At 68.5% G+C, this 24359-nt stretch carries 20 protein-coding genes and 1 riboswitch; of the genes, 6 read left to right on the top strand and 14 right to left on the bottom strand.

From position 1 onward, the window contains the following. Window positions 1-15: 15 nt before the first annotated feature. The 7 genes from atzF to E0H50_RS15940 all read right to left on the bottom strand — a co-directional run bounded on the left by atzF (window position 16) and on the right by E0H50_RS15940 (window position 9102). Entirely contained in the window at window positions 16-1611 is a 1596-nt protein-coding gene (gene atzF, locus E0H50_RS15970; RefSeq protein WP_131288941.1) for an allophanate hydrolase, read from the bottom strand. Next, window positions 1608-3560, bottom strand: coding sequence for a 5-oxoprolinase/urea amidolyase family protein (locus tag E0H50_RS15965; protein WP_131288939.1), 1953 nt, complete (start codon window positions 3558-3560; stop codon window positions 1608-1610). Before E0H50_RS15965 ends, atzF begins: the two co-directional genes overlap by 4 nt. Window positions 3561-3562: 2 nt before the next feature. Then, window positions 3563-4180 carry an urea amidolyase associated protein UAAP2 gene (locus E0H50_RS15960; RefSeq protein ID WP_131288937.1) on the bottom strand — a complete coding sequence of 206 codons (618 nt, stop codon included), beginning with the start codon at window positions 4178-4180 and terminating at the stop codon, window positions 3563-3565. After that, entirely contained in the window at window positions 4177-4836 is a 660-nt protein-coding gene (locus E0H50_RS15955; protein ID WP_131288935.1) for a DUF1989 domain-containing protein, read from the bottom strand. The genes E0H50_RS15960 and E0H50_RS15955 overlap by 4 nt, the downstream gene beginning before the upstream one ends. Next, a complete protein-coding gene (locus tag E0H50_RS15950) occupies window positions 4833-6416 on the bottom strand; it encodes an amino acid permease (protein ID WP_131288933.1) in 1584 nt (527 codons plus the stop codon). The genes E0H50_RS15955 and E0H50_RS15950 overlap by 4 nt, the downstream gene beginning before the upstream one ends. Before the next feature lie 57 nt (window positions 6417-6473). Continuing rightward, window positions 6474-6606, bottom strand: a riboswitch (guanidine-I (ykkC/yxkD leader). Between the two features lie 97 nt (window positions 6607-6703). Then, on the bottom strand, window positions 6704-7642 hold the full coding sequence (locus tag E0H50_RS15945) for an NAD-dependent epimerase/dehydratase family protein (RefSeq protein WP_131288931.1): 939 nt from the start codon (window positions 7640-7642) through the stop codon (window positions 6704-6706). Between the two features lie 47 nt (window positions 7643-7689). Continuing rightward, window positions 7690-9102, bottom strand: a complete 1413-nt coding sequence (locus E0H50_RS15940) for a serine hydrolase domain-containing protein (protein WP_238150998.1) — start codon at window positions 9100-9102, stop codon at window positions 7690-7692. A gap of 37 nt (window positions 9103-9139) precedes the next feature. On the opposite strand from E0H50_RS15940, the gene E0H50_RS43830 reads away from it, so the two are divergent. Then, on the top strand, window positions 9140-10036 hold the full coding sequence (locus E0H50_RS43830; protein ID WP_238150997.1) for a diacylglycerol/lipid kinase family protein: 897 nt from the start codon (window positions 9140-9142) through the stop codon (window positions 10034-10036). Here the strand turns inward: E0H50_RS43830 and E0H50_RS15930 are convergent. Beyond that, window positions 10010-10771, bottom strand: a complete 762-nt coding sequence (locus tag E0H50_RS15930; protein ID WP_202868171.1) for a sigma factor-like helix-turn-helix DNA-binding protein — start codon at window positions 10769-10771, stop codon at window positions 10010-10012. The two genes, E0H50_RS43830 and E0H50_RS15930, sit on opposite strands and share 27 nt — an antisense overlap. An 11-nt stretch (window positions 10772-10782) precedes the next feature. Between E0H50_RS15930 and E0H50_RS15925 the strand changes: the two genes are divergently transcribed. Continuing rightward, window positions 10783-11142: a DoxX family protein gene (locus tag E0H50_RS15925; RefSeq protein WP_131288923.1), complete on the top strand. Its 360-nt coding sequence runs from the start codon at window positions 10783-10785 to the stop codon at window positions 11140-11142. Here E0H50_RS15925 and pulA read toward each other — a convergent pair. After that, window positions 11139-16772 (bottom strand): pullulanase-type alpha-1,6-glucosidase, encoded by a 5634-nt coding sequence (gene pulA / locus E0H50_RS15920; RefSeq protein WP_238150995.1) that lies wholly within the window; start codon window positions 16770-16772, stop codon window positions 11139-11141. The genes E0H50_RS15925 and pulA overlap by 4 nt on opposite strands. 93 nt (window positions 16773-16865) lie before the next feature. Continuing rightward, entirely contained in the window at window positions 16866-17471 is a 606-nt protein-coding gene (locus E0H50_RS15915) for a short chain dehydrogenase (RefSeq protein WP_131288919.1), read from the bottom strand. Window positions 17472-17575: 104 nt separating this feature from the next. Between E0H50_RS15915 and E0H50_RS15910 the strand changes: the two genes are divergently transcribed. Further along, window positions 17576-18421: a helix-turn-helix transcriptional regulator gene (locus E0H50_RS15910; protein WP_131288917.1), complete on the top strand. Its 846-nt coding sequence runs from the start codon at window positions 17576-17578 to the stop codon at window positions 18419-18421. Here the strand turns inward: E0H50_RS15910 and E0H50_RS15905 are convergent. From E0H50_RS15905 to E0H50_RS15890, 4 genes are read right to left on the bottom strand one after another with little or no spacing between them, the layout of a single operon-like run. Beyond that, on the bottom strand, window positions 18414-19130 hold the full coding sequence (locus E0H50_RS15905) for an SIR2 family NAD-dependent protein deacylase (protein WP_131288915.1): 717 nt from the start codon (window positions 19128-19130) through the stop codon (window positions 18414-18416). The two genes, E0H50_RS15910 and E0H50_RS15905, sit on opposite strands and share 8 nt — an antisense overlap. Further along, on the bottom strand, window positions 19127-19681 hold the full coding sequence (locus E0H50_RS15900; RefSeq protein WP_131288913.1) for a GNAT family N-acetyltransferase: 555 nt from the start codon (window positions 19679-19681) through the stop codon (window positions 19127-19129). Before E0H50_RS15900 ends, E0H50_RS15905 begins: the two co-directional genes overlap by 4 nt. Window positions 19682-19694: 13 nt before the next feature. Then, window positions 19695-19907, bottom strand: coding sequence for a sulfurtransferase TusA family protein (locus tag E0H50_RS15895; protein ID WP_131288911.1), 213 nt, complete (start codon window positions 19905-19907; stop codon window positions 19695-19697). Continuing rightward, window positions 19904-21019 (bottom strand): cysteine desulfurase family protein, encoded by a 1116-nt coding sequence (locus E0H50_RS15890; RefSeq protein ID WP_202868170.1) that lies wholly within the window; start codon window positions 21017-21019, stop codon window positions 19904-19906. The genes E0H50_RS15895 and E0H50_RS15890 overlap by 4 nt, the downstream gene beginning before the upstream one ends. Before the next feature lie 94 nt (window positions 21020-21113). Between E0H50_RS15890 and ctaC the strand changes: the two genes are divergently transcribed. Genes ctaC through E0H50_RS15875 form a run of 3 tightly spaced genes read left to right on the top strand, consistent with a single transcriptional unit; the run spans window position 21114 to window position 24183 of the window. Beyond that, on the top strand, window positions 21114-21998 hold the full coding sequence (ctaC, locus tag E0H50_RS15885) for an aa3-type cytochrome oxidase subunit II (RefSeq protein ID WP_131288909.1): 885 nt from the start codon (window positions 21114-21116) through the stop codon (window positions 21996-21998). Window positions 21999-22024: 26 nt separating this feature from the next. Then, a complete protein-coding gene (gene ctaD, locus E0H50_RS15880) occupies window positions 22025-23791 on the top strand; it encodes an aa3-type cytochrome oxidase subunit I (protein ID WP_475009229.1) in 1767 nt (588 codons plus the stop codon). Continuing rightward, window positions 23788-24183 carry a cytochrome c oxidase subunit 4 gene (locus tag E0H50_RS15875; protein WP_131288905.1) on the top strand — a complete coding sequence of 132 codons (396 nt, stop codon included), beginning with the start codon at window positions 23788-23790 and terminating at the stop codon, window positions 24181-24183. The genes ctaD and E0H50_RS15875 overlap by 4 nt, the downstream gene beginning before the upstream one ends. Window positions 24184-24359 lie beyond the last annotated feature (176 nt).

Raw genomic sequence — 24359 nt, 5'->3', positions numbered from 1 at the left:
CCACCAACCTTAGGCTCAGCCCCCGGCCAGGTACGCTCGCCAGCCGCCGGAAGCGGTGATGTCGCGCTCGGGGTCCGCGGCGTCCGCCGTACACAGAAATCCGAGGACCTGCCGGCCGTCCGAGAGTTCGAGCGGCCCGATCGCCAACGGCGGATCGATGGTCGCCGCGAATCCGCCGAGCTCGGCGGCCGGCACGCTCCACACCTCGACCTCGATCCCTGGTCCATCCGCCTCCGTCCGGGTCCGGGGCAGGGTCCGGGTCAGGCCGGGACGCGGACCGTCGACCAGATACATGCGGTACGACGCAGCGGTTCGCGCGGTGCGGACGAGCCGGGCGCCCCGGCGTACCAGCTGATCGTTGAGTGGCTGACCGGACAGATGGGCGCCCGCGACCGCGAGCAGGACGTCGGTCTCCGGCGGGTTCTCGCCACACCAGAGTGCCGCCAGCTCGATCACCGAGAGGTCGTGGCCGGCCGGCGCCAGGAGCTGGATCCCGAACGGCAGACCGTCGGCGCGATCCGGTCCGGGAAAGGCGATCGCGCACAGGTCGAGGAGGTTGACCATGTTCGTGAAGCGACCGAGGCGGCTGTTCACCCCGATCGGATCGGCCGCCACCTCGGCCAGCGTCGGATGCCCGGGCGTCACCGGCAGCAGGAGCGCGTCGAGGTGCGTCCACAGGTGCTCACTCGCCCGCTTCAGCGTCGCCAGCCGGTCGAACCCCGCGAACGCGCCGGCCGCGGTCAGCGCCGCGCCGCCCCGCACGATCGCCCGCACCGTCGGATCGACGGCCTCGGAGTCGTCCAGCTTGTCCCCGAATGCCAGCCAGCGCTCGGCCAGCCACGGGCCGGAGTACAGCAGGTCGGCCGCTTCGAGCAGCGGCTGTACGTCGACCTTGACCACCTCACCCAGACGATGCGCCTCGTCGAGCGTCGCCTGCCACGCCTGTTCGTACTCCGGATCCAGACCCAGCCCGATATCCGGTACGCCGATCACCGCCGCCGACCCCGCGACCCGGCCCGGCCGGCGCTGGGGGAGTGCCGACGCTCGCCGCGACCAGGCGTCCTCGGGGTCGAAGGCAACCATCACGTCGAAGACGCGCCGCGCAGTGGCGACCGATCGCGCCATGACCGTGACGCAATCGAGCGACCGGCAAGCAGGTACGACGCCACGCGCGGAGACAAGGCCCCGGCTCGGTTTGATACCGACGAGCCGGTTGAAGGCCGCCGGAACGCGACCGCTCCCCGCGGTGTCGGTGCCGAGCGCGAAGTCGACCTGCCCAGTGGCGACCGCGACCGCGCTGCCCGAGCTCGAGCCGCCCGACACATGCTCAGGCGAGAACACCGAGTGACACGCGCCGTACGGCGATCGCGTGCCGACCAGACCGGTCGCGTACTGATCCAGGTTCGTCTTCCCCAGCGGTACGGCGCCGGCGGCGATCAGCTGCTCGACCACGAACGCGTTGTCCTTCGCGGGCTCCGTCGTCCGGGGGTCGCCGGCAGTCGTCGGGACGCCGGCCAGGTCGATGTTGTCCTTGAGCGCCATGGTCAGTCCGTGCAACGGACCGGGTGCCGGTTCGATCGGTTCGACCCGGGTGATCCACTCGTTGTTCATGCGCCCCACCGGGCCCGCTCGGCCTCGAATGCTGCGCGGCGCCGGGCGCGCAAGGTCGCGATGTCCACAGGTGCCTCCTGCTCGATCCGGCGTACGTCGGAGATCGAGAACGTCGCCGGCGCGGTCTTCAGATCCGCCCGCCCGGCCGCGATCTCGGCCCGCTCGTGCGCGAGTTGTTCCGCGCTCACCGGCGCGAATCTGATCAGGTCGAACTGCCTCAGCAACCAAGGGTGCGCGTCGTCGGGGGAGAGCCGCCAGACCGGGACGGTGCGTCCGACGAGCTGGTACCCACCGGGACCTTCCATCCCGTACACGCACAGATAGATGCCGCCGATCCCGACCGCGTTCTGCGGCGTCCAGGTCCGCGCCGGGTTGTACTTCGTGGTGACGAGCCGATGCCGCGGATCGACCGGCACGGCGACCGGTGCGCCGAGGTACACGTCGCCGAGACCGACCACCAGGTACGTCGCGGCCTCGACGATCTCGAAGACCTCGTCCCGCGTGTCCAGATCGTTGACCCGCCGGATGAACTCGACGTTGTCCGGGCACCACGGCGCATCCGGCCGTACCGACGTGGCGTAGCGGCGCATCGCCTCGTGCGCCGCCGGATGGTCGAACGCGATCGGCAGCACCACCTCGCGGGCGGGCAGCACCACGGTCTCGGGGTCACCCAGTCCGGCGGCCAGGAACGCGAGTCGCTCCGCGAGTTCGGTGAGCGCGAGCCGGGCCGAGTCGACTGCGACGAGCAGCGATCGCACGCCTTCGACGATCTCCGTGATCCCGGCAGGCGGCTCGTTCCGCAGGGCTTGGGCCAGCAGGTGGATCCAGACCCGGACCGTGAGGTCGAGCTCGGCCGGACCGGCCTCGACCAGCACATGCCGCTCGCCCGCGCACCTGATCGTGTACGCCGGCGCCGTGCCGGCCGGCTCGCCGTGATGCAGGACCTTCGGGCGGTCCGGCGCACTGATCGCGGCGGGGGCCGCGGCCGGCTCCTGCCGGAGATCGGTCAGCCAGCGGCGCCGGGCGCGGATCGCCTCGGCGGCCGTGCCGGGTGTCACGGGGACCAGGCGCACGGAGTCGCCGGCGCGGAGCTGGCCGAGCATCCACCGGTCGGCCTCGATGACCACGGCCGGTACGACGAAGCCGCCGAGCGACGGCCCGTCCTTGCCGACGATGACCGGGGTGTCGCCGGACAGCATGATGCCGCCGACCGGGTACGCGGAGTCGTGCACGTTGGACGGATGCAGACCTGCCTCGCCGCCGTCGGTTCGCGCCCAGCCGGGGTTCGGGCCGATCAGCCGGACGCCGGTGCGGTCGGAGCGATGGTCGACAATCCACTCGTTGGCAAAGAACGCGTCGACACCCTCGGCGGTGAGATGCTCGGGTGCTCCGTGAGGTCCGGGGATCACCCGCACCTGCCAGGAACCGGACATCGCGGGCAGCTCCACCGGCAGCGGAGTGAGCAGGTTCTCCTGGCGGCCCAGTGGTAGCTGATCGCCGGCCGCGAGCGGCCTGCCGTCGTGACCGCCGAAGGCGCCGAGGACGAAGGTGGACCGGCTGCCCAGGACCCGCGGCAGATCGAGCCCGCCCTGGATCGCCACGTACCCACGCATCCCGGGACCGTCGAGCGGGCCGACGTCCAGCACCGATCCGGCCGGCCACCGGACGACCAGCCCTGGTCTGAACGGCAGATTGTCGACAGTCGGAGTGCGGGCGGCGCCTCCGACGCAGATCAGCCGGTCCTCGTCGCAGGTGAGTACCGGCCCGGTGACCACACACTCCAGCCCGGCCGCACTGTCCGGGTTGCCGACCGCGGCGTTGACCAGCGCGAACGTGAGTTCGTCGGCTGCCCCGGACGGCGGTACGCCGACATCCCACAGACCCGGCCGCCCGGCCAGGTCCTGCACCGTCGTTTGGATGCCTGGGGCAACAACTGAGACGACGGCCATCGTCACCACCGGCCCAGCAGCTGGATCGGCGTCGGATCCCAGCCGTTACAAGGATTGTTGACCTGCGGACAATTGCTGATCAGCACGAACAGGTCGCGGCTCGCGGTGATCTCGACGTACTTCCCCGGCGCGGACAGCCCGTCCTCGAATGTGAGACCGCCGGTCGACGTCACCGGCACGTTCATGAAGAAGTTGACGTTGTGGGTGAGCTGACGCTGGCCGATGCCGGCCTTCGCTCCGTAGCGCAGGAAGGTCTGGCGGCACGCGTGCTGATGCCGCGTGAACTCGCCGTACCGGATGACGTTGCTCTCCTGCGAGCAGGCGCCGCCGACGGTGTCGTGCCGGCCGCAGGTGTCATCGGTGATCACGGCGAGTTCGTCGAGCCTGGTCGACACCAGACGGGATCCGGTGGTCAGGAACACGGCACGCTGTTCGCGGATCGTGTCGAAGGCGGAGTACCGGTTCTCGAGGTCGTGGGCGTCGTAGAACAGGGTGTCCACGGCCTGGTTGCCGTGCAGGTCGACAATCCGCAATCGCCCGCCCGACGGCACGGTCACGAGTGCGCCGTCACCGGCTTCGACCACGGTGTCCAGCGCGACGGTGGTTGAGGTGATGGTCATGCGATCAGCTCCCGGGTCAGGCGCAGGGCGCGGATCGCTTCCTCGCAGAGTTCGGGATCCGGTGCGGGATCTTCGGCGGGGTCCGGCGTTTCGAGTTGTAGGGCGATGCTTGCGGCGGGGCCGTCGGACAGCGCGTGGGGTGCGGTGGAGACGAAGATCAGCAGGTCTTGGTCGGCGCGGAGCGTGACGGTGTCGCCTGCGTTCGCGTGGTCGGGGATGTAGGTCAGCGACGCGCGGGGGTCGTCTGCCACGGACACTTTGCTGAAGAAGTTGATGCAGGCATGCAGGTCAGCTTCGCCGAAGCCGTGCTTGGCGAGTTCGAGCAGCAGGAGCTGGTCGGGGAGGGCGCCGGTGAGGCAGTCGTGCCAGTCGAGGCTCGACGTCATGACGGTCGCGAGCGCGAGGCCGCGATCCGACATCAGGACCATGCCCGGCTTGATGCGCGCCGACATCTGGGACTTCAGTGTGTCCGGGATGTTCAGGCGATCGAGACGGTCGGCTCCGATGATCAGCACGGTCGCGTTCGCGCCGTCGGCGAGGGCGGTCAGGGTAAGAGTGCGTCCCGCCCGCACCGGCGCGGACCACGCAGCGGAGCCCGGAATCTCGTGCGTGTGAGCCGGCGCAGGAGAGGAGGCGGGCGTGGAGGCGGGGGTCATGCGTTGGCGCCTTCCGCTTCGACGGCGGGCGTGGTGGTGGGCAGGGGTACGCCGATCGACGCGTAGTACGCGGTGCGCTGGGTGCGGTAGGCGACAAGACCGCCGACTGCTACGACGCCGAGGGTGATCAGTGGGAGGTACTGCAGGTACCAGCCGTCGCCTGCCGGGTCGTAGACGTCGGCGCGTGGCCAGCCGAGGTTGATCGCCATCGCGAGGCCGTAGGCGACCGCAACACTGTTGACAATCAGACCGAGCCGCCCGAGCGAGAACAGCGGTCGCCCGTTCTCGTCCACCCCGCCGGCCAGTCCGCCGCCGGTGAGACGTCGCACCAGCAAGGGCGTCGTGACCATCAGATAGGCGACGTACAACAGCATGATGCAGACGCTGGCGAGGCCCAGGAACAGGCCCGCGTTTCCTACGTTCACCACCAGGCAGACACCGGCCAGCACGCCGGGTACCACCGTCGCGGCGACCGGCGTACCGGTCCTCGGGGACACCTTGCGCAGTTGCCGCGAACCCGGCAGCACGTTGTCGCGTGCCATCGAGAAGAGCATCCGGGCCGCCGCGGTCTGGATCGCCAGCGTGCACACGCACACCGCGAGCGCGACGTCGAGCAGCAGCAGCTTGCCGGTCGTCGTACCGAGCCGGCTCGTCAGCACGTAGGGGAGTCCTTGGGTGGCGAGGTTCCCGTCGGTCACTGACGGCGCGGCCATCAGCGCCGCGACGATCAGGAACGCGCCGCCGATCCCCGAGGCGGTGACCGCGCGGATGATCGTCCGGGGCGTCGTCGCGCGCGGCTTGTGCGTCTCCTCCGACAACTCGCCCGCGCTGTCGAACCCGACCAGCACGTACGCGGCCATCAACGCCGAGATCAGTAGCGGGACGACGTACCCGGTCGTGCTGTCGAGGTTCGTGGTGTGCAGGACGACGGACGGACCGCGCTCGGCTCGGGTTGTCAACAAAACAACGATCAACACGACGCCGACCAACTCGCAGGTCACGCCGACCGAGTTCACGACAGCGGTGATGCGGACGCTGGTCGCGTTCAGCACAGTCGTGGCGACAAGCAGCAGGCAGCCGAGGAGTACGGCGTTCGCCGCGCCGTCCCTCGACGCGAGAGCGGGATCGCTGCCGACCAACTGGAAGCCGGGCCAGACCGCGGGCAGGATGACCTGCAGTGCGATCGCAGCCGTGGCCAGCGTGATGATCTGCGCGATCACCATGGTCCAGCCCGCGAACCACCCGACAACAGCGCCGCCGAGGCGGCGGGCCCACTGGTAGATGGCGCCGGACAACGGGTACCGGGCGGCGAGCTCGGCGAAGCACAACGCCACCATCAGTTGACCGGCCAGAACGGCCGGCCAGGTCCAGAAGAACGCCGTACCGCCGAAGCCGAAGCCCAGGCCGAACAGCTGGAAGACGGTGGTGAGGATGGAGACGAACGAGAAACCGGCCGCGAACGACGCATAGCTTCCGACGCGGCGCGACAGCTGCTGCGCGTAGCCGAAGTGGCCGAGATCGCGCGCGCCGAGCTGGTCGCTGCTCAGAGTTTCAGGGGGTGCTGTGCTGGTTCCTGACATTTCGGGCCTCCGCTGTATGGGGCCCTGGAACGCACACGGCAGCCCGGGGCCATCAAGGCCTCCCGGGCTTTTGTCCCGCCGTGGAGCGGCGCCGTCGCGCTTGCCTCAACTACAGCGACAGCACCGCCTCCCCTCTCGGACCAGTCCTGCTGTCAGATCGACCAGCAGCGGAACCCTAGGGGCGCCCCGCCGTCCCGGCGGGTCTGTTCCAGTTCAGGACGAGCCGGTTTCAGCGGTCGTCCTCGTGTGTAACAGCGAAGTAAAGGAATCCTCTCACCGGTCCCGCCTCAGAGCCCGTGGCGGAAACCTTCGCGCCAGGACGCGTAGCCCGGCTGCCAGTCGAATGTCTTCTTGGCCAGGGTGTTGTCGGCGCCGCGGATCTCGGTGAAGGCGGCCATGCCGACGTCACCGACTGCGAAGCGGCCGAGCCAGGCCGGGATGCGCAGCGGCGCCTTCGCGCCGAGGATGCCGGCGAACTCGGGCAGCCAGACCGCCGCCTGCGCCGGATCGTCGTCCGCGATCTGGAACACGCCGGTCACGTCGCTCTCGATCGCCTTCACCGTCGCCGCGGCCGCGTCGTCGTAGTGGATGAACGACCAGACCCCGGTGCCGTCGCCGATCAGCGGGAGCCGGCGCTTCTGGATCAGCTCGACCATCGAACCGCCCTTGCCGAGCGCGCCGGTCGGCCCGTAGAAGTTCGCGTACCGCAGCGCGACACCCTCGATTCCCTCGGTGTTCAGCGCCGCCGACTCGAGGTGCTTGATCCCGGCCATCGTCTGCCGCTGGGCGGGCACCGGATTCGGGTCGAGCCGGTCCGCCTCGGTCTTCGTGGCGGATCCACCGTGTTCGAGGTTCCAGCCGGCGTACGACTGGACGACGAACCGTCGTACGCCGGCCGCCTGGGAGGCTGCGAGCAGGTGGTCGGTGCCCTCGGTGCGCAGCCTGTTCGTCACCGCGAAGCTGTCGTCGAAGTGCTTGAAGTCGATACCGCTCTTGAGCGCCGTCATCTGGTGTACGACGACCTCCGGGCGGACCGACTCCACCGCGGAGTACACCGCGGCGGCGTCGAGGCCGTCCGCGAGTACGGCGTCCGCACCGAAGGACCGCACCTCGGCCGCACCGGTCTCGGACCGGGTCATCCCGGTCACCTCGTGTCCGGCCGCGAGCAGCTGCGGTACCAGTGACCGGCCCAGTCCGCCGGTCGCGCCTGCCACCAAAACCTTCATCTCATCCTCCGTCGTCCGTGGTTACGATCCGGAGGACACGCGGCGCCTCAGTTCTGTGACATCTCCTCCGAAGTCAGTGTGAATTCGGTCGGTCCGAAGGAGACGTTGAGCTGACCGTTGACGTTCAGCGTGTCACCCTCGGTGCGGCAGGTGAGGGTCGCGACGAACGGCGTCTCGACCCAGCGGAACGTCGCGACGAACGCGCCGTCGTCGCCGTACGCACTCGTCACCACCCGCTCGCCCGTCTCGGGGCCTGCGTCGTCGGTGGCGCCCCGGGCCGTCTGCTCGCGCCACGCGCCGGGTGCGCAGACGAGCTCATGCAGACTCCCGTCGCTGAAGTCACGGAAGCTGAACGTGCCGGTGCCGTCAGGATCGAGCCGTACGGCGGTCAGGCCGGTCGGGTTGTCCGCCGCGAAGCGGTACGTCTGCCCGTTGCCCGGGGTGGGCGCGGGACCGCTCGGCGGGGCAAGCTCGAGTCGCTCCGGACGGTGCGCCTCCGGGGCTTCCTTGCCTTCGAGAGCCGGCAGCAGGTAGTCCCAGGCCGTGTTCAGGATCGCCTGCATGTCGCCGGTCGCGCTCGTGGTGATGAGCACCGCGTCGTACTCCGGGAACACCAGGATGAACTGCCCGAACGCGCCGTCGCCGCGGTATGTGTTGTGGCGACCGCGCCAGAACTGGAACCCATAGCCCTGTTTCCAGTCGGGGTTCGACTCGTTGTCGTTGGGGACCTGCCTGGAGGTGGCTGCCTCGAACCACTCGGCCGGGACGACCTGCTCGCCGTTCCACTCGCCGTGCTGGAGCAAGAGCTGGCCGAAGCACGCCAGAGATTCGGTGTTGAGGCTCAGGCCCCAGCCGCCGACGACGATGCCTTCCTTCGACAGCTGCCAGGTCGCCTCGGTGGCACCGAGCGGCTCGAACAGCCGCGGGCGCAGGTAGTCGAGCAGGTTCTCGCCGGTGAGCCGCTGCAGGATCGCCGACAGCATGTACGTCGCGCCGCTGTTGTACGCGAACACCGTGCCCGGCTCGTGCTCCACCTCGAGACCGAGGAAGCTCCGGACCATCCGGCGATCCCGGCTGAGCGCCTCGACGGTGTCCTTCGAGTGTCCGGTCGTCATCGTCAGCAGGTGCCGGACCTGCATCGCGGCCAGGTTGTCGCTGACCGTCTCGGGCAGGTCGTCCGCGTCGAAGAACGAGATCACCTGGTCGTCCAACGACAACAGCCCCTCGTCGATCGCCAGTCCGATACCGGTCGACGTGAAGCTCTTCGACACCGAGAACAGCAGGTGCCGATCCTCCAGCCGGTACGGCGCCCACGTGTCCTCCAGCACCACGTGGCCGTGCCGCAGCAGCATCACGGTCTGGATCTCCGGCTGCCCGGCGTCCAACGCTCCGACGAAACTGTCGAGGGCCGCAGTGGACAGGCCCTGGGCTTCTGGCGTACTCCGTGGAAGTCTGCTCATTCTCAGCACGTTATCTCCTCGAACGGACAAATATCAGGTGAGTTCTGCCAGGCGGGCAGCCGTGATCGTGAACCCGGTGAAGGTCGACGGCGACAACTTCCGCCGTACTGTCGAGAAGGCGCTGTCCACGCGTGGGTTCGCGGATCCGCTGTGGCTGGAGACCACCGAAGACGACGCCGGCGTGACGATGGCGCGGCGGGCGATCGACGACGCGGTCGACCTGGTGCTGATCGCCGGCGGCGACGGGACCGTGCGGGTGGTGTGCGCCGAGCTCGCCGGGACCGGTGTGCCGGCGGCGGTCCTGCCGGCCGGGACCGGGAACCTGCTCGCTCGCAACCTCGGGATCTCGCTCGACCTCGACACCGCGCTGGCCGAGGTACTCGACGGCTCGGACCGGCGGATCGACAGCGTGCAGGTCGAGGGCGACGACCTGCCGTCCGACCGCTTCGTGGTGATGGCGGGCCTCGGGCTGGACGCCGCGATCATCGCGGATGCCCCCGACGACCTGAAGAAGCGGGCCGGCTGGGCGGCGTACGTCGTCTCCACGCTGCGGAACCTGAACCACCCGGTCGTCCGGGTCGAGATCACGGTCGACGACCGGCCCGCGGTACGCCGTCGCGCGCGGACTGTGGTGGTGGGCAACGTCGGCACGCTGCAGGCGAACATCCCGCTGCTGCCGGACGCGAGGCCGGACGACGGCCGGATCGACGCGGTGGTCCTGATGCCGCGCCGGATCAGCCACTGGCCGCGGCTCGTGCTCGGGCTCGTGGTCAAGTCCTGGCGTGAGGAACACCTGGAACGCTTCACCGGGCGTCGTATCCAGGTCAGGGCGGAGCGCACTGTTCAGCGCCAGCTCGATGGCGACGCCGTCTCCGACGGCACGTCGTTGACCGCGGAGGTCGACGCGTCAGCGCTGGTCGTCAGCGTGCCCTGACGGCTGCAGGTGGGTCAGCTTGTCGGGGTTCACGATGCCGTGGATCGCGGTGATCCGGCCTTCGGCGATCGTGAACGACCAGACCGCGACGGTGTGGTTCGACCGGTCGTGGATCCGCAGCGCGGGCTGTCCGCCGACATGCACCGGCTCGGTGGTCAGCCCGCGGAACGTGCCGAAAGCGCCGACGAGCATCCGGGCCACGTTGGCGGCGCCGTGCACCGGCCGGGGGAAGCCGCCCTTGCCGCCGCCGTCGCCGGTGAAGGTCGCGTCCGGGGTGAGTACGGCGACGAGCGCCTCCAGCTCACCGTTCTCGGCGGCCGCGACGAACCGCCGGACCAGCTCGTCGCGTTCCTGCGGGGACGGGTCGAAGCGTGGTCGATTGTCGGCAATCCGACGGCGGGCGCGGACGGCCAGCTGGCGGCAGTTGGCGGGTGTCTTGCCGAGGATGCCGGCGAGATCGTCGTACGAGTAGCCGAACACGTCACCGAGCAGGAACACGGCGCGCTGGTCCGGCGTGAGTCGTTCGAGGACGACGAGGAACGCGGTGGACAGCGAGTCCGAGAGCGCGGCGCGGTCCGCGAGATCGACGTACTCGTCGACGGCCGGTTCCGGCAGCCACGGTCCGAAGTACTCCTCCCGCTGCCGCCGCGCCGACCGCAGCTGATCGATCGCCAGGCGGGTCGTCACCGTGGTCAGGAACGCCTTCGGTGACGTGACCGCGGGCTCCCGGTGCAACCGCAGGTACGATCATCTGGATCCTCACCGGCGTACTGGCGGTGGTCTTCACGATCTCCGGCGTCGCCAAGTCCACGATGTCCCGCGACCGGCTGATCAGAACCGGGCAGACCGGCATCGCGCCCTTCCCGATGCCGCTGGTCCGCCTCGTAGCGGTCTGCGAGCTTCTGGCGGTGGCCGGCCTGTTCGCGCCTTGGCTGACCGGCACCGCCCGCGTTTTCACGCCTCTCGCGGCGGTGGGACTGTGCGTCGTCATGATCGGCGCCGCGACATCCCACTCCTCGCTGCGCGAGCCCGGCTCGACCGCCGCCAACACCATCCTTCTGGCGCTGGCGGCGTTCGTAGCGGCATCCCGGTTCGCCGGGCTCTAGTGCTGCAGGAAGACGGCGACAGTCCGCGGTGGGACTGTTGCGGTTCCCGTGGCCGCGGACCACGCGGCCTGCTTGACCACCGCATCGGCGCCGTTGGCCTGAACAGGGGACAGGCCCAGGTCGGCGCCGGTCAGACCGGGAACCTGCTGGGTCACGGTCGAGCCGGTGGAGTTGAAGACGACCACGAGGCCCTTCAACGCCGGGTCGACGTCCGGGCCGACGGTGTCGTCGACGCGCATCGTGATGACGCCCGGCGTCGTACCGCTCAGCGGGAAGCTCAGTTTCTGGTTGATGAGCGCGGCCGACCCGAGCCGGAACAGGGGAGTGGAGAACCGCAGCTTCAGCAGATCGGCGGCTGCTGCGGAGGCCGACGTCACATCGGTCGCCGACGGCTTCAGGGCGGGGTCGGCGAGCAGCGGTTTCATGTAGGGCCACTTGGCCTCGTTGTCGGGCTTCGGCGGCAGACCGTGACCGAAGCCGTTGTCGGCACCGGTCCAGTCGAGCGTGTTGAACCAGTCACCGGAGTCGTACGAGTTGCGGTCCAGCGACTTGCTCCGCAGCATGTCCGCGCCGGCGTGCCAGAACGACGGCGTCTGCGCCAGCGCGGTCGTTGCCAGCGACAACGTGTTCATCCGGATCCGGTCCGGCATCGGCAGGTTCGCCGGCAGTTTGTACGTCAGCGCGTCCCACAACGTTTCGTTGTCGTGGGCATCGACGTACGTGATCACCTCGTCCGGCTGGTCGGCGTACCCGGCCGGTGCGCCGTTGTAGTCGACCTGGTCACCGCGGACCGCCGCACCCGACTCGGCCGAGGTGAAAGTGAACGAGCGCAGGTTGCCGGCCAGCCCGAGCTGCACCAGGTCGGTGTCGTGGGCGAGCCGCTTCGCGCGCTCGGCCGGCGTACCGTTCACCGGATCGCCGTTCGGGTCGCTCGCCGCGCCGGAGCCGAAGCCCTGGATCCGCGGATTGTCGTCGAACGGCCCGCCGCCCCGGACCGCGTCCCGCAGCCGGTCGGAGAACGTGCCGATCCCGGTCCCGCCGAGATTGCCCTGCCGGGCCTGGACGAACAGCGCGTCGTTCGCGACCTCGCCGAAGTTCCAGCCCTCGCCGTACAGGTAGATCGACTTGCCGTCGACGCCGTCCTTGCCGAGGGTCAGCTTGTCCAGCGCGGCGCGGACCTTGAGCATGTTCGCCTTGCTGTGGTGGCCCATCAGGTCGAACCGGAACCCGTCCACGTGGAAGTTGCGCGCCCAGCTGACCGTGCCGTCGACCATGATCTTCTCGGCCATCGCGTGCTCGGTCGCGATGTTGCTGCAGCAGGTCGAGGTCTCGACCTTCCCGGTGGCGTTGAGCCGCTGGTAGTACCCGGGCACGATCCGGTCGAGCACCGACGTCGGTGCCTGACCCGCGGCCGGGGTGTGGTTGAAGACCTGGTCGAGGACGACGCGCAGCCCGGACTTGTGCAGGCCGCCGACCATCGTGCGGAACTCCGCCACACGGGCCAGACCGTCCCGGGCAGTCGCGTACGACCCTTCCGGCGCGAGCCAGTGGAACGGGTCGTAGCCCCAGTTGAACCCGTCCTTGGCAGCCACCGCTGTCACGCAGGCCTGCTGTTGTTCGGAATCGGCCGGCAGCGACTTGAGATCGCAGGCAGGCGTCTGCTGCCCGGTCTCGGGGATTGATGCAATGTCGAATGTCGGCAAGAGGTGCACGGTGTTGAGACCGGCTGCCTTGAGCGTTCGCAGGTGCTTGGTCCCGTCACCTTCGTCGGCAAAGGCCAGATAGGTACCGCGGTGCGCGGCCGGAACCGTGCTGTCGTTGATCGAGAAGTCCCGGACGTGCAGCTCGTAGATCGTCGAGTCGACACCCCGTGCGAGCTTCGGCGACGGGGTGGTGGACCAGAGCGCCGGCTTACCTGATGGGTCGTTCAGGTCGGCGGCCACGGAGTACGCCGAGTCTGTGGTCAAGGCGACCGAGTACGGGTCGGTGACGACGTTCGTCTCGACCTTGCCGGTGCTGGGCGCGTACACCGTCACCTGGAAGCGGTACGACGCGTTCTTCCACGACCGTGGACCGCTGACCGACCAGGAGCCGTCGCCGTTTGTGCGCATGGGGATTGTCGACGATCCGATCATCAACCGCACGTCCTGGGCAGTCGGAGCCCAGAGCGTGAAGGTCGGTTTGCCGGCCTGCCACGTGACGCCGTACGAGCGGTTGGCGGCGCCGCTGTAGACGTCGTCGAGTACGCCGGGGATCTGCACACCGGTCGCGTCCAGCAGCCGCCCGGCGTCGTCGTACTGCGCGAGACCGAGCTGACCGGTGAGGATCTTGCGAACGTCCGCGTGGTCGAGCCGGAGCGTCGTGTACCCCGGTTTCACCTCGGCAGGGTCGTAGCGCAGCGCGGCGGAGGAGCCGCCGATGTCGTTGGCGTCGATCTTCAGCGAGCCGGTGTCCGACCAGTGCAGCCGCCACCGGTACCGCTCCGCGTGGTCGACCGCGGGTACGGCGAGGGTGGTGCGGTTGACCCAGTACGCCTTCGCCTGGCTCAGGTCCGGCTGTGCACCGGGCTTGGCCGTCGTCACCGTGACCTGGTGGGTCGCGAGCACGTACGAGAACGTGACGACCAGCCCGTCCGACGGCACCGCGACCGGTACGTTCTGAGCCGGGTAGCTCTCGTCCCAGGACAGGTTGTGCGCCACCTTCGCCTCATAGTTGCCCGCCTTCAGCTCGCTGGTGGACCACGTGTAGGTCCCGTCGCCGTCCTCGTCGGTCAACCAGGGTCGCATGCAGGAGGGATCCCAGTCGGTCGGACAGCCCAGTGCGGTCTGGAACGACCCGGGCGCCGTGATGATCGGCCCCTGCGCGCTGGACGTCACGTAGTGCCGCCCGTGCTCGTAGTAGAAGGTGACAGGTCCGCTGGGGCCGGTGTAGGAGATGTTCGCGCCGTTCGCGACACCGCCCGCGCCGTAGTTCTCGTCCCAGGTCTTGTTGATGGCGGCCTTGTAGGCGTGCTCACCGGCCAGGCCCGTGAACGTGCCCTTCCAGACCTTGTCCTTGGTGTCCAGCGTCAGCTGTGCCTGCTCACAGTCCGGCGACCAGTCCGCGGGGCAGCCCATCTCGCTGTTGTGATCGCCCGGGACAGACACGTTGGCCGGCTGTACGACGGGACCTGTCCCGCCACCGCCGCCACCCGGTGCAGCAGCGTCGCCAACCACGCCGTACGACCCGGACACCGAGTAGTTGCCCGAGGCATCCCGCAGTACGGCGCGGTACTCGAGCAGCGTGCCCTTGGCCAGCCCGGACACGTCGTGGAAGACGCGGTACGGCGCGTTGTCGTCGGCACCGAGCCGCTGCCACGCCGTCGTACCCACAGGCCGGTAGCCGAACGTCACGGTCACCGGTGTGTTCGCGGGGACCGCCGCAGCGATCTCAGCGCGCCCACCGACCGTGGCACCGGCCTCCGGCGAGCTCATGTAGACAGTGGGCGCCTTGGCGCGCGGCGGGACCTTGGTCTGGGCCTGGTACACCGTGACGGACAAGGGAGCCTGACTAACGGCCACCCTGCCCTCACGGTCGGTCTTCAGCGACTTGGAGCCGCCGTACACCGGCTTGAGCCACGTGTTCGGTCCGTACGTCGCCACCGTCGCAGCGGCCGCTGTCTTCGTGTTGTTCGCGACCACCAGGTACTCGACGTTGTCACTGCCGAGCCGACTGAACGCGTACAGGCCGTTGGTCTTGGACGCGTACCGGTGCACCTGTCGCCCGTCGGACAGGGCCGGGTACTTGGCGCGCAGCTTCGCCAGCTCCGCGATGTGCTTGTACATCGGCGAGTTGACGTCGTACCGGTCCTTCTTGCCGATCGTCGTCGTCCCGCTGCCGTCGACGACCTCGTCGTCCGCGTACTCGTCGGTCTGGGTCGCGAACATGTCCTGCCGCGCGTCCTTGTCACCACCCGGGCCCGTGAAGCCCTGCTCGTCGCCGTAGTAGATGACGGGCTGGCCGCGGGTGAGGTACATCAGCGAGTGCGCCAGCTTGTCCCGGGCGAGCAGGTCCTGACCGGCCGCGCCGCCCTGCTTCAGGAACGTGCCGACGCGCCCCATGTCGTGGTTGCCGAGGAACGTCGGCAGCTCGTACGCGTTCGAGTCCGTGTCGGTGTAGTAGTCGTCGTCGGCATAGAAGTCCTGCAGCTTGGTACTGGGGTCGCCCTTCGCGTACGCGACCGCGCTCTGCTGGAACCCGAAGTCGAGCGTCGCCTGCAGCGCGCCCTTGGTGGTGTACGTCGACATGAACTGCGGGTTCGCGTCGAAGACCTCGCCGAACATGAAGAAGTCCTTCGACCCGGCCCCGCGAGCAGCCGCCAGGATCGCGGGCGAGAACTTCTGCCAGAACTCGAGGTTCACGTGCTTCACGGTGTCGATCCGGAACCCGTCGATCCCGAGCTCGGCCCACGTCCTGTAGACGTCGATCATCCCGTCCCGGACCTTCGGCTGCTCGGTGAACAGGTCGTCCAGCCCGACGAAGTCGCCGTACTCCGCGCTCTCACCGGCGAACGTCGAGTCGCCGCGGTTGTGGTACAGCGTCGGGTCGTTCAGCCAGGCCGGCACCTTCAGGTTCGCGTCGGCCGGGGTCCGGAAGACCGGGACGTTCGGGAACGACGTCCTCGCGTCCAGCTGCGGGAACGTGTCGCCGCCGGCGTACTGCTTGTCGTCGAACACGTTGCCCTGGGCATCCTTGTACGGCGACGTGGACTTCGGGATGTAGCCGTACTGGCCGGACTGGTAGTCGATCACGTCCGCGGTGTGGTTGGTGATGATGTCGAAGAAGACCTTCATGCCCTTGCGGTGCGCGAGGTCGATCAGCCGCTGCATGTCGGCGTTGGTGCCCAGGTGCGGATCGATCTGGGTGAAGTCGGTGATCCAGTACCCGTGGTACCCGGCGCTCGCGTTGGTACCGGCGCCCTGCACCGGCTGGTTCTTGAACGACGGGGTCAGCCAGATCGACGTCGTGCCGAGCGACTTGATGTAGTCGAGCTTCTGGATCACTCCGGCCAGGTCGCCGCCGTGGTAGAAGCCCTTGTCCTTCGGGTCCAGCCCGGTCTGCAGCCGGTCGCCGCTGAGTCCGCCGGCGTCGTTCGACGTGTCGCCGTTCGCGAACCGGTCCGCCATCAGGAAGTAGAACCGTTCCTTGGTGAGGTCCGGGCGCAGGCTCTGCGTCGCGAGCGCCTTGTCCGCGGCCGTCACCGTCGGCCCGGCGAGATCCACCGGCGCCACAGTCACAACGTGACTAGTGTCGTTGTAACTGAACTGCAGCTTCGCCGGACCTTCGATCCGCAACGGGATGTTGGTGCCGTTCAGCACACCGCCGGCGCCGTAGTTCTCGTCCCAGCTCCTGTTGACCGTGACCTTGAACTCGTACGACCCCGCCGGCACGTCGAACACCTTCGTGTACGGCGCACTCGCCCCGAGACTGGTCGCGTCGCACCCCGGATCCCAGTCAGCCGCGCACCCCAGCTCGCTCTGCAACGAGCCCGCGACGGTGATCACCCGATCCGCCGCCACCTGAGCCGGAGCCGGTGCCGCCGTACCCAATCCGAGTACGACCACCGCGGCCGCGGTCAAACCTGCAGTCAAACGCCTGAACCCGCGCATCACGTGCCCCTCCCCGCCGACTCACCCTGCCGGGGACGCTAGCCGCCACCTTTTACCCTGAGGAGGCCTCAAAAGTCACGGTAAGGTCACGCCTTCGCTGACTGTGAGCGTTCGGCCGTTGGCGGTGCCCTCCACTGCGTCCAGATAGATCCGGGCGACCTCAGCCGCGGGAGTGCCGTCCGCCGGCTCCATGCCCAAGCGGACAAGGGTTTCCCGGACCCACCCGGGGCTGACGACGTTCAGGCGAACGCCCCGGGGCATCTCGATCGCCGCGGCGTACACGAACGCCTCCAGACCTGTGTTCACCAGATACGCGAGTGAGCTGCCGACGACAGGCGCGGCGAACCGGCCGCTGGTGAGCGTGACCGATCCGCCGTCGCGCACGTAGGGGAGCGCCCGCCGCAGCAGGTTGACCTGGCCGATGAGCTTCCCGTCGAGGCCACGCCAGAAGTCGTCATCGGACGGTGTGTCCAGCGGCGCCAGTCCGCCGCTTGCCGCGCAGCACACAACCGCGTCCACCTCGCCTGCCTCCTCGAACAGCGCGCCGACAGACGCGGCATCCGCCATGTCGACGCGCACCTGGCTCCGGCGCGACGCGCGCACGACGTGATGGCGTGCGGCCAAACCGTCGGCGACGGCGCTTCCGATGGTTCCACTGGCACCGATCACAAGAATCCTCATGAGATCCAGGCTGCGATGCGGCGGCGTGCCGGACCCAGCCCTCTGCTGGAGGTACACCTGGCAGGTACAGGTTGAGCCGCCGCTGATCGGTGACACTGGGATGCATGGCCCCAGAGCTCGGCGACTTTCTGCGATCCCGGCGGGCGCGGCTACAGCCAGAGGACGCCGGACTTCCGTCGTACGGCGAACGACGCCGGGTGCCCGGTCTGCGCAGGGAGGAGCTCGCTCAGCTCGCGGGAGTGAGTGCCGGCTACTACACCCGTCTCGAACAAGGGCTGAGCCCTAACGCCTCGGACGCTGTACTGGACGCGGTCGCGCGCGTCCTGCGGTTGGACCAGGACGAGCGTGCCCATCTCTACGCACTGGCCCGTCCGAAGCCGAAGACGCGCCGCCGGCCGGTGAGTCCGGAGCGGGTGCGGCCTGGCGTCCGGCTGATGATCGAGTCGATGGGAGGTGTGCCCGCCCTGGTGATGGGCCGCTTCCTCGATGTCCTCGGATGGAATCCGATGGCCCACGCGCTGCTCGCCGGTCATCTCGATCTCGAGGCACCGGACTGCCCCGACGACCGTCCCAACATCGCCCGAATGCTGTTCCTCGACGCACATGTCCGTGACCTGTACGTCGATTGGACGCAGAAGGCCCGCGCCACGGTGGCAGACCTGAGGCTGATCGGAGGGCGGCGCACGGGCGACCCCGGACTGAACGCTCTCATCGGCGAACTGACGCTCGGGAGCCCGGAGTTCGCGACGCTCTGGGCCGCGCACGCGGTCGGCGACTGCGGCGGCGCCACACGGGCCTACCAGCACCCTCTGGTCGGCCGGATGGAACTGATGACCGAGTTCATGGTTCTGCCGGACGACGATGGCCAGCGCGTCGCAGTCTTCAACGCCGAGCCGGACTCGCCCTCCGAAGCGGCGCTCCGGCTGCTCGCCGACCTGGTGGTCAGCTGACGAGGCCGGGGAGGGTGGTTTCGATCGGGGTCCGGAGGATCCTGGTGGCTTCGTCGTCGTAGGGGGTGGGGGCCGCGTTGAGGATGATGAGGGGTTTGCCGGCAGCGAGGGCGATGTCGCAGAGCCCGGCGGCTGGGTAGACCTGCAGGGAGGTGCCGATGGCCAGGAAGAGGTCGGCTGACTCAGCGGCCGCGACAGCTCGGTCAAGCACAGCCCGGTCCAGGGACTGGCCGAACGAGACGGTTGCGGACTTCAGGATGCCGCCGCACACCTCGCAGGCCGGGTCCTCGTCGCCTGACTCGAGTCGGGGGAGTACGTCGGCCATGGGGATGCGGCGCTCGCACCGGAGGCAGTCGACGTGCCAGACCGTGCCGTGCAGCTCGTGGACCAGCTCAGGCGACGAGCCGGCCTTCTGATGCAGTCCGTCGACGTTCTGCGTGATCAGACCGGTCAGACGGCCCTGGCGCTCCAGTTCCACCAGAGCGAGATGACCCGGGTTCGGCTCCAGCGTCCACGCCGGCACGGCCAACCGGTGCTTCCAGGTCGCCACCCGTACGTCGCGACTGGCGACGTACTCGTCGATGTCGAACATCGCCTCCCCCGCCGGGTTCTTCGTCCACAATCCCTGGGGCCCCCGAAAGTCAGGGATCCCCGACGCTGTCGAGATCCCGGCTCCGGTCAGGACGGCAATGCGTTCGGCCTCGATCACACCTCAGACGGTATCCATTCCGACGCCAGCACGGACATCATGATCTCGTCGACCCATTCGCCGTCCCACAGGAGCGCGTCCCGGAACACGCCCTCGACGACGAAGCCGGCCTTCTCGTAGGCGCGCTGGGCGCGGGGGTTGAACGCGTAGACGCCGAGGCTGATGCGGTGCAGGCCGAGCTTCTCGATGCCGTAGCCGACTGTCAGCCTGGTCGCCTCGGTGCCGAGGCCGCGGCCCTGGCCGGACGGGCCGATCAGGATCCGGAAGTTGCAGCACTGGTTGTCCGGGTCCCAGTCGTTCAGCACGGCCTCACCGACGACGGCACCGGATGCCTTGTCGACGATGGCGAGGTCCAGCCGGTCGGTCTGGTCCTTGCGGGTCCGGTACCACGTACGGGCCTGCTCCTCGCCGATCTCGCCGTGGCTGCCGGTCAGCCGGGTGACGTCCGGGTCGTCCATGGCAGCGGCCAGCGCCTCGTAGTCGGACTCGTCCACGGGGCGCAGGATCACCAGGTCCCCGGTCAGCGTCGGCTTGTACGCGAAATCGGTCACGCGGCGCAGTGTGTCAGGAGAGCCGCCGCACGACGTACTGGTTTTCTGCGGCCGACACCAGCTCCTGAGAGCGCATCCGGCACCACGCCGGGATGTCGGTCGCTGCAGCCGGGTCGTCTGCCAGCACCGTGACCGTGTCGCCCACGGCAACGGTCGGTAGCGTCTTGGCCAGTTTGATCACTGGGAGTGGACAGAGCAGGCCGCGGCAGTCCAGGTCGACGTTCACATCCCCACCTCCGCCCGGATCCGCTGCACCAGCCCTGGGAGCACAGCACAGAACCGCTGCACCTCCTCGTGGGTCGTGTCGCGCCCAAGAGAGACACGGACGTTGCCGTGGGTCAGTACGCCCATCGCTGCCAGCACATGCGAGGGCCGCAGCGTGCTCGACGTACAGGCGGAACCACTGGAGACGGCGAAGCCCTCAGCGTCCAGTGCGGTCACCAGTGCCTCACCGTCTACATAGAGACAGGAGAACGTGAGGATGTGCGGCAGCCGGTCGTCTGCATCGCCTACGACTTCCACATCAGGGATGTCGGCGGCCACGCGGCTACGTACCTCGTCGATCCAGGCCCGGTGGTGTCTGTCGAGCTCTAGGGCCTCAGCAAGCCTGGCCTGGAGCGCTGCGGCCGCGGCGAGCGCGTTGGGGACGTTCGGGAAGCCGGGGGAGAGTCCGTCCTCCCGCTCGTCCATGGGCCACGCCGGCGCGATCCGCGTGCCCTTCTTCACAGCCAGCAGCCCGACACCCGCCGGTCCGCCCCACTTGTGCGCGCTGGCCGCCAGGACCGACCAGCCTGCGGGTACGACGTCGTGCCCGAGCGAGGCGGACGCGTCAACAAACAGCGGTACGTCGCCTGCCGCCTCAGCAGCTGCCTCGATCGGCTGACGCGTCCCCACCTCGTGGTTCGCCGACTGCAGCGCAGCCACAGCCACACCAGGGCGCCGTACGGTGTCTGTGAAGGCCGCCAGCTCTACCCGCCCCAGCCTGTCCACGCCGACCTCGGCCGCTGCCTCTCCAGCCGTGTGCAGTACGGCGGAGTGCTCGACCGCGCTGTGCACGATCGTTGCCCCGACCCGGCTGCGTGCGGCCCGTACCGCTGTCAGACCGGCCTGGATCGCCGCCGTACCGGAGGTGGTCAGGTACAGCTCGTCCGGCCGTACGCCGACCGCGTCCGCGAGCACCGCGCGGGCGTTGTCCAGCAGCAGTCTCGCGGTCCGGCCCTCGTGGTGCAGACGCACCGGATCGGCCCATCCGGAATCCACTGCCGACAGCAACATCTCCCGCGCCGCGGGGTGCATCGGCTCGGCCGACGCGGCGTCCAGATACGTACGCTCGCTCACACGGGAAACGCTAAGCCCTACCTATGCGCGGAGACGCGAAAGGTGTCCAGTAGTGTTTGGTCGTCAGTCTCACTTGGGAAGGGAAAGGCGCCCCGTGGGTTCGAACGGCACGCCCGGAGTGGAGGAGCGACCGGCAGGTTCTGCCGGCGCCACACGTCCGGCGAAGCGTCGCCTGCTGGTCGGCAGTGCAGTGGTGCTCGGCACCCTGCTGCTGACCGGTTGCTCGACGGCGACCACTGAGCAGTGGAAACGACTCGGTCTGCCCGAGGGCGCCACGGACCGGACCGAGGCCATCCGCAGCCTCTGGATCGGGGCGTGGATCGCCGCCCTGATCATCGGCGTGATGGTCTGGGGCCTGATCCTGTGGGTCGTGGTGCGGTACCGCAAGCGCAACGACGACGCACCCCGGCAGGTGCGGTACAACCTGCCGCTCGAGGTGCTCTACACCCTGGCTCCGTTCGCGATCATCGGTGTGCTGTTCTTCTACACCGTCGAGCACGGCAACCAGGTCACCAAGATGGACGCCAACCCGCAGCACACCGTGAACGTGGTGGGCCAGCAGTGGCAGTGGACCTTCAACTACAAGGACACCGTCGACGGGCAGCAGGGCGTCTGGGAGACCGGCACGATGGACAAGCCGGCCACCCTGTGGCTGCCGGTGAACGAGTCGGTGCACTTCGACCTGACCTCGCCGGACGTCATCCACTCCTTCTGGGTGCCGTCGTTCTACTTCAAGCTCGACGTGATCCCGGGTAAGACGAACAAGTTCGAGCTCACCCCGACCAAGACCGGCACCTTCGCCGGCAAGTGCGCCGAGCTCTGCGGGCTCTACCACAGCCGGATGGTCTTCACCGTCAAGGTGGTCGACCGCGCCGAGTACGACGCACACCTGCGCGAACTGGCCGCCAAGGGCCAGACCGGCGCCGCAACGGGTGGCGCCGACGCCACCACCATTCCCGGTACAGGGGGCGAGAAGTGACCGACTTCGCCGAGCGCACCGGCGCCATCGGTAGCACCAGCGCGCTGCCCCGGCGGCGCAGCAAGGGCGAGTTGCTGGTCAAGTACCTGACCACGACGGACCACAAGCTGATCGGGCACATGTACCTGATCACGTCGTTCGCGTTCTTCCTGATCGGCGGCGTGATGGCGCTGCTGATCCGCGCCGAGCTGGCCAAGCCGGGCCTGCAGATCGTGAACGAAGAGGTGTACAACCAGCTCTTCACGATGCACGGCACGATCATGCTGCTGCTGTTCGCGACCCCGCTGTTCGTCGGCTTCGCGAACGAGATCATGCCGATCCAGATCGGTGCCCCGGACGTCGCGTTCCCGCGGCTGAACATGTTCAGCTTCTGGCTGTTCCTGTTCGGCGGCCTGATCACGATCAGCGGCTTCTTCACCCCGGGCGGCGCGGCCGACTTCGGCTGGTTCGCCTACGCCCCGCTGTCGAACGCGGTCCGTTCGCCAGGGATCGGCGGCGACCTGTGGATCATGGGTCTGTGGATGGCCGGTCTGGGCACGATCCTGGGTGCGGTGAACTTCATCACCACGATCATCACCATGCGCGCACCCGGTATGACGATGTTCCGGATGCCGATCTTCACCTGGAACATCCTGGTCACGTCGATCCTCGTGCTGATCGCCTTCCCGATCCTGGCGGCGGCGCTGCTGGTGCTGGAGGCGGACCGAACACTCGGGGCCCACGTCTTCGACGCGGCCAACGGCGGGCCAATACTCTGGCAGCACCTGTTCTGGTTCTTCGGGCATCCCGAGGTGTACATCATCGCGCTGCCGTTCTTCGGCATCGTGACCGAGATCCTGCCGGTCTTCAGCCGCAAGCCGGTCTTCGGCTACATCGGTCTGGTCAGCGCGACCCTCGGTATCGCGGTCCTCTCGGTCGCGGTGTGGGCCCACCACATGTTCGTCACCGGCGCGGTGAACCTGCCGTTCTTCTCGTTCATGACGTTCCTGATCGCGGTCCCGACCGGCGTGAAGTTCTTCAACTGGATCGGCACGATCTGGGGCGGATCGGTCTCGTTCGACACCCCGATGCTCTGGTCGGTGGGCTTCCTGACCACCTTCCTCTTCGGCGGCCTGACCGGCGTCATCCTGGCGTCGCCGGCACTCGACTACCAACTGTCCGACTCGTACTTCGTGGTCGCGCACTTCCACTACGTCGTCTTCGGCACCGTGGTGTTCGCGATGTTCGCCGGGTTCTACTTCTGGTGGCCGAAGTTCACCGGCCGGATGCTCGACGAGCGGTTGGGCAAGCTGCACTTCTGGCTGCTGTTCATCGGCTTCCACACCACGTTCCTGGTGCAGCACTGGCTCGGCGTCGAGGGCATGCCGCGGCGCTACGCGTCGTACGGCGCCAACGAGGGCTTCACCACGCTGAACGAGGTCTCCAGCGTCGGTGCCTTCATCCTGGGCGCGTCGATGCTGCCGTTCTTCTACAACATCTACAAGTCCCGCAAGACGCCGCTCGTGGGCGTCGACGACCCGTGGGGCTGGGGACGCTCGCTGGAGTGGGCGACAAGCTCGCCCCCGCCGCGGCACAACTTCGAGAAGCTGCCCCGGATCCGTTCGGAGTCCCCTGCGTTCGACCTGCACCACGCCGACCTGGCGCTCGCGGAGTACCCGGACAATCGGGCCGGCAAGGACAACCTGCTGGACGCCGGTGAGGACCAGGGCCGGGTCGAGCACCTCGAGGAGATCGCCGACGGCACCGCGGACGGCACAGTCGATGGGGAGACCGAAGGGAAGGACAAGGCGTGAAGGTCGAAGCCTGGGTCTTCGGGATCCTGAGTGTGTTCGTACTCGTCGTCACGCCGATCTACTGGCTGATGTCCGAGGACCCGACCGGCACCACCGCACTGGTGATGACGTTCTTCCTGGCGCTGCTGGTGGCGTTCTACCTGAGCGTCACCGCCCGGCGGATGGACGCCCGCCCGGAGGACCGCAAGGAAGCGGAGATCGTCGAAGGGGCCGGCGAGCTCGGCTTCTTCCCGCCGTACTCCTGGTGGCCGCTGTGGTGCGCGCTGACGCTGGCGGTGGTGGTGCTCGGCATCGTCTTCGGCTGGTGGCTGTTCATCGCCGGCTGCGGGATCGGCATCGTCACGCTGAGCGGGTTCATCTTCGAGTACTACCGCGGTGACCACGCTCACTAGTTGAGAGTCGTACGAAAAACGCCGTCCGGGAACGAACCGGGCGGCGTTTTCGTGCGTCTGTTGTAGTGCGCATCAGCACGGGATCGATGCAGAGCGTTGTGGACCGTACCGGAACCGAGCGTGCGGATGCAGGGAAATGTCGCTGCGGCAGGTTACCCTTACCGCGGTCTGACTAA

The sequence above is a fragment of the Kribbella sindirgiensis genome (assembly GCF_004331435.1).
Lineage (GTDB): Bacteria > Actinomycetota > Actinomycetes > Propionibacteriales > Kribbellaceae > Kribbella > Kribbella sindirgiensis.
This window is presented reverse-complemented; position numbering and strand designations above follow the sequence as displayed.

Excerpts from the sequence above, each read along its gene's own strand:
- E0H50_RS15965 (WP_131288939.1), bottom strand. The coding sequence starts at position 3,560 with ATGGCCGTCGTCTCAGTTGTTGCCCCAGGCATCCAAACGACGGTGCAG.
- E0H50_RS15915 (WP_131288919.1), bottom strand. The coding sequence starts at position 17,471 with ATGAGGATTCTTGTGATCGGTGCCAGTGGAACCATCGGAAGCGCCGTC.
- E0H50_RS15960 (WP_131288937.1), bottom strand. The coding sequence starts at position 4,180 with ATGACCATCACCTCAACCACCGTCGCGCTGGACACCGTGGTCGAAGCC.
- E0H50_RS15910 (WP_131288917.1), top strand. The coding sequence starts at position 17,576 with ATGGCCCCAGAGCTCGGCGACTTTCTGCGATCCCGGCGGGCGCGGCTA.
- E0H50_RS15940 (WP_238150998.1), bottom strand. The coding sequence starts at position 9,102 with ATGAGCAGACTTCCACGGAGTACGCCAGAAGCCCAGGGCCTGTCCACT.
- E0H50_RS15950 (WP_131288933.1), bottom strand. The coding sequence starts at position 6,416 with ATGTCAGGAACCAGCACAGCACCCCCTGAAACTCTGAGCAGCGACCAG.
- atzF (WP_131288941.1), bottom strand. The coding sequence starts at position 1,611 with ATGAACAACGAGTGGATCACCCGGGTCGAACCGATCGAACCGGCACCC.
- E0H50_RS15955 (WP_131288935.1), bottom strand. The coding sequence starts at position 4,836 with ATGACCCCCGCCTCCACGCCCGCCTCCTCTCCTGCGCCGGCTCACACG.
- E0H50_RS15945 (WP_131288931.1), bottom strand. The coding sequence starts at position 7,642 with ATGAAGGTTTTGGTGGCAGGCGCGACCGGCGGACTGGGCCGGTCACTG.